The sequence below is a fragment of the Senegalia massiliensis genome (assembly GCF_009911265.1).
GTDB classification, from domain to species: Bacteria; Bacillota; Clostridia; order Tissierellales; family SIT17; genus Anaeromonas; species Anaeromonas massiliensis_A.
On sequence record NZ_QXXA01000035.1, the window covers coordinates 1 to 3,394 of the forward strand.

5 protein-coding genes are annotated in these 3,394 nt (G+C 24.8%); all 5 read right to left on the reverse strand.

The window, feature by feature from the left end; all coding sequences use genetic code 11:
* Positions 1 to 575: 575 nt before the first annotated feature.
* Positions 576 to 857, reverse strand: coding sequence for a hypothetical protein (locus tag D3Z33_RS16365; protein WP_160198845.1), 282 nt, complete (start codon positions 855 to 857; stop codon positions 576 to 578).
* Position 858: 1 nt separating this feature from the next.
* Positions 859 to 1,197 carry a hypothetical protein gene (locus D3Z33_RS16370; RefSeq protein WP_160198846.1) on the reverse strand — a complete coding sequence of 113 codons (339 nt, stop codon included), beginning with the start codon at positions 1,195 to 1,197 and terminating at the stop codon, positions 859 to 861.
* Positions 1,184 to 1,633, reverse strand: coding sequence for a hypothetical protein (locus tag D3Z33_RS16375; RefSeq protein ID WP_160198847.1), 450 nt, complete (start codon positions 1,631 to 1,633; stop codon positions 1,184 to 1,186). Before D3Z33_RS16375 ends, D3Z33_RS16370 begins: the two co-directional genes overlap by 14 nt.
* Complete coding sequence (locus D3Z33_RS16380) at positions 1,623 to 2,237, reverse strand: hypothetical protein (RefSeq protein ID WP_160198848.1); 615 nt, start codon at positions 2,235 to 2,237, stop codon at positions 1,623 to 1,625. The genes D3Z33_RS16375 and D3Z33_RS16380 overlap by 11 nt, the downstream gene beginning before the upstream one ends.
* A gap of 154 nt (positions 2,238 to 2,391) precedes the next feature.
* Entirely contained in the window at positions 2,392 to 3,303 is a 912-nt protein-coding gene (locus D3Z33_RS16385; RefSeq protein WP_160198849.1) for a LysM peptidoglycan-binding domain-containing protein, read from the reverse strand.
* Positions 3,304 to 3,394 lie beyond the last annotated feature (91 nt).

The following is a 3,394-nucleotide window of genomic DNA, read 5'->3' on the forward strand; positions in this document are numbered from 1 at the left end:
ATGGTGCGCCCTGCAGGATTCGAACCCGCGACAAACTGATTCGAAGTCAGAATGAGTGTGTTTTGAGCGATTTAGTTATTTTACAACAAGCTTAGAATTTCATTATTTATTCAAATGTACCTTAAGCTTAATTCAAAATAATTGGGGACAATTTTATTAAATTGGTCCCCATACAGTCCCCAAACTAATTAAATTAAAAATTAAATGCAAAAAAACACTATATATAATAGTAGAAACTTTTTAAAACATAATTAAAGGGCCTTATTTGGCCTCTTTTTTATACAATCTCAATAAACTGTAGAACTATAACTTTTCATCCTCTTAAATTGATCTATAACTTTTAATACTTATAGCTATTTCTTGTTATCATTTTATTAATTACTCCTTTATACATTACACCACATTAAAACATTCATTCGATATAAATATATATAAAATGTAACTATTAAAAAAAGTTACATTTTATATATATTTACTTTTGATAATAATTACATTAAATTTATTTCAATGTAATTCTCAATTACTTATTAAAGATTATATAAAGTTTTATTTGTTAATAACTAAGATTTGAAAATTTAATGCTTTCTTATTAATTTAAATTCTTTAGTTTCATAACTGAATACTTTTTCAATAATAGATATATAATCCTCTTTTTTGCTTTCTTCTATACCATTATAGAAAAAAACAGTCTTTCCTATATGATTTATACTAATTGCTATTTCTGAATTTTGAATTAAAATAATACTTCCATAATCCTTAAATAAATAATCATAGTGAGTAATATATTTCTTTATTTTCTCAAAATTTAAATTTAAAAATCTCTCTTTTGGATAATAAATTTCATTATTTTTATACATTTTAATCACTTATCCTTTTAGAAATTGATAGAAAATTTTTACAGTTATCATAAAACTCAATTGTTTTATCAACTGAATTTTTTTTTCTTATTTGTATGTCTTTAGCTTGATTTAAAACATTCTCCATCATATCATATTCTACATTTGATTTATCTATACTACCATTAGTAACCAACTCTTTAAATCTTCTATCCATACTATTTATATTCGTAAGCATCTTATCATTAGTACTTAATTCACCTAATTTTTTCATTATTTCAGTATATTCATTAATATTATCTTCTGCTTCTTTATCAATAATTTTGTTTTTATTATGTTCATTATAATTATTTATACCCAAAAGTCTCATCCCCATACTTATTTAAAATATTTACTATATCACATAGTAAACCATGTATATTATCCTTATTTTCTTCATAATATTCAGGACTTCCATTATGTATTTTATATAAATCAAGAAATTTCATTTTTAAATTAGTTGGTAATAAATATAAGAAACTCATATTTTTAATATTTTTTCTTATATTTAAATAATCAATTTTTTCTTTATTATATGCACCTATATATATTAATGTAAAAAAATCATGGTGGTTATAAGAAATCTGTATTAATAAATTTTTAATTTCATTCTTCTTTGATTTTTTTTCATTTCTATATGAAGTAATAATATATACCAATACACTTAGAAAGAATCCTAGTACGGTATTAAACCAATTTTCATTGAATATAGAAGCATTGTTTTGCGTGTTAACAGAAATAAGTAAACTACTTATCATTCTTATCTTCTTTCTCGTACTCCACCTTAAGTTTATTTAATCTTTCATTAAGTATTTCAGAATATTCAAAATAATTATTTATTGTTTGAATGTTTAAATTAAAAATTCCCCTTTCCAAAGCTTTATCTATTGAATCAATAAAGACTGATGTTATTGCTAATAATGATTCTGCATTAAATTGCCCTTCTAATTTTTGTCCATCTGCTCTTTCAATATTCAATCTATGTAAAGTTTGCTGATTACCGACATTAATGTCTATAGAATTAATTAAAAATGGATTATTTTGACTTGCTAATAGTGGTCTTAGCAATAGTCCATATTTCATTTTCATTTCATTAATTAACTTTAAAGATGCTTTGTATTTAGAAGCATTCAATTCTAATTGCTCAATTTTAAAATAATTAGGATGCTGTAAATATTCAATTAATATGTGTGCATTTACTTTAAAAACTTCTGTTATATGAATATTTAGGTTTTTAATCAATTCTTCTTTACTATCTAATTTAAAATGAGTTTCAAAGATAGTAGATAGTATCTCATAATATTTATCTGTTTTATTAATTTCTTTAATAAAATGCTCCAGATTATTTAATGTAGTATCCATTATAATCCCCCTATATAATTATTCTTATTTTATATAATTCTACAAATATTTTCAAACTCCTTCTTTCTTTTTAAAAAAGGAGTTAATTTTCTTTATCCAATATTTTACCATATAATAAAAAATAAGGCTAGAGAGAAATCTCTAGCCTTTTAATCTATGGTAATTTAATTTTCTGTCCTACTCTAATTATATCTGGATCTTTTATACCATTTAACTTAACTAATTTATTTACAGAAGTTTTATATCTTACTGCTATTTCTGAAAGTGTGTCTCCAGGCTTAACAGTATATGTCCTTATATTAAGCTTACTAGGGTTAATCCAATACAAGTAACCTTTACCTATATTCCATGCTCCTGATTTATGCTTAATCATAACTTTGTAATTACCTTTTGGTACTATTCTAACCCTATTTCTGTCTTTAATCGAATCTAAAGCAGTTCTATATCCATAGATAGTCTTATTAATAGTTATAGTATCTCCATCCTTGATATCTGCTGGGGGTTTAGGTTTTATTGTAGCTCCTTTTACATAAGATTTAATATCCCTTACAAAACCACCCCATCTGCCACTTGATAATAATACTCTTGGACAGTATTTCCCTGACCAATCTTGATGCTTATATATATTAAGGTGAGGATATGTTAAAAGTAAAGCTGCATTTAATTTCTTAGCATTTTCTTCAGCCTTTAGTACATTTGCATTCTCACAGATTTCAACTGATATTGTCTCATAGTTCCCTGGACCTTTTCCATCTCCAGCATGATACGTAACTTCGTCCAAAGGAATACATTGAGTTATAGAATCTTCATCTACAAATAAATGAACAGATACATATGACTTATCAGTATTTTCTACATTCTGCATCCATTTTGCATGCATTTCATCCCCAGCTGTAGGATGTCTATTTCCAGTATTATGATTAGTTATTCCTCTAGTTCTCTTTCTTTTCTTTAAAGTCCTTACATTCCTTTTACCATTTGGTTTTACTATCTTTATTTTAACTGGAATACCATCTATAAATTTATCCTGAATAATTCCATTCTTGATATTTAGCTTCTTTATCATATTATTTTACCCCCTTAGTTTGCTTTATAACTTGATTTGTAAATACAGCTGCAGCAGCAACTAAAATTGCTTGTACTATATTATCAGGAGA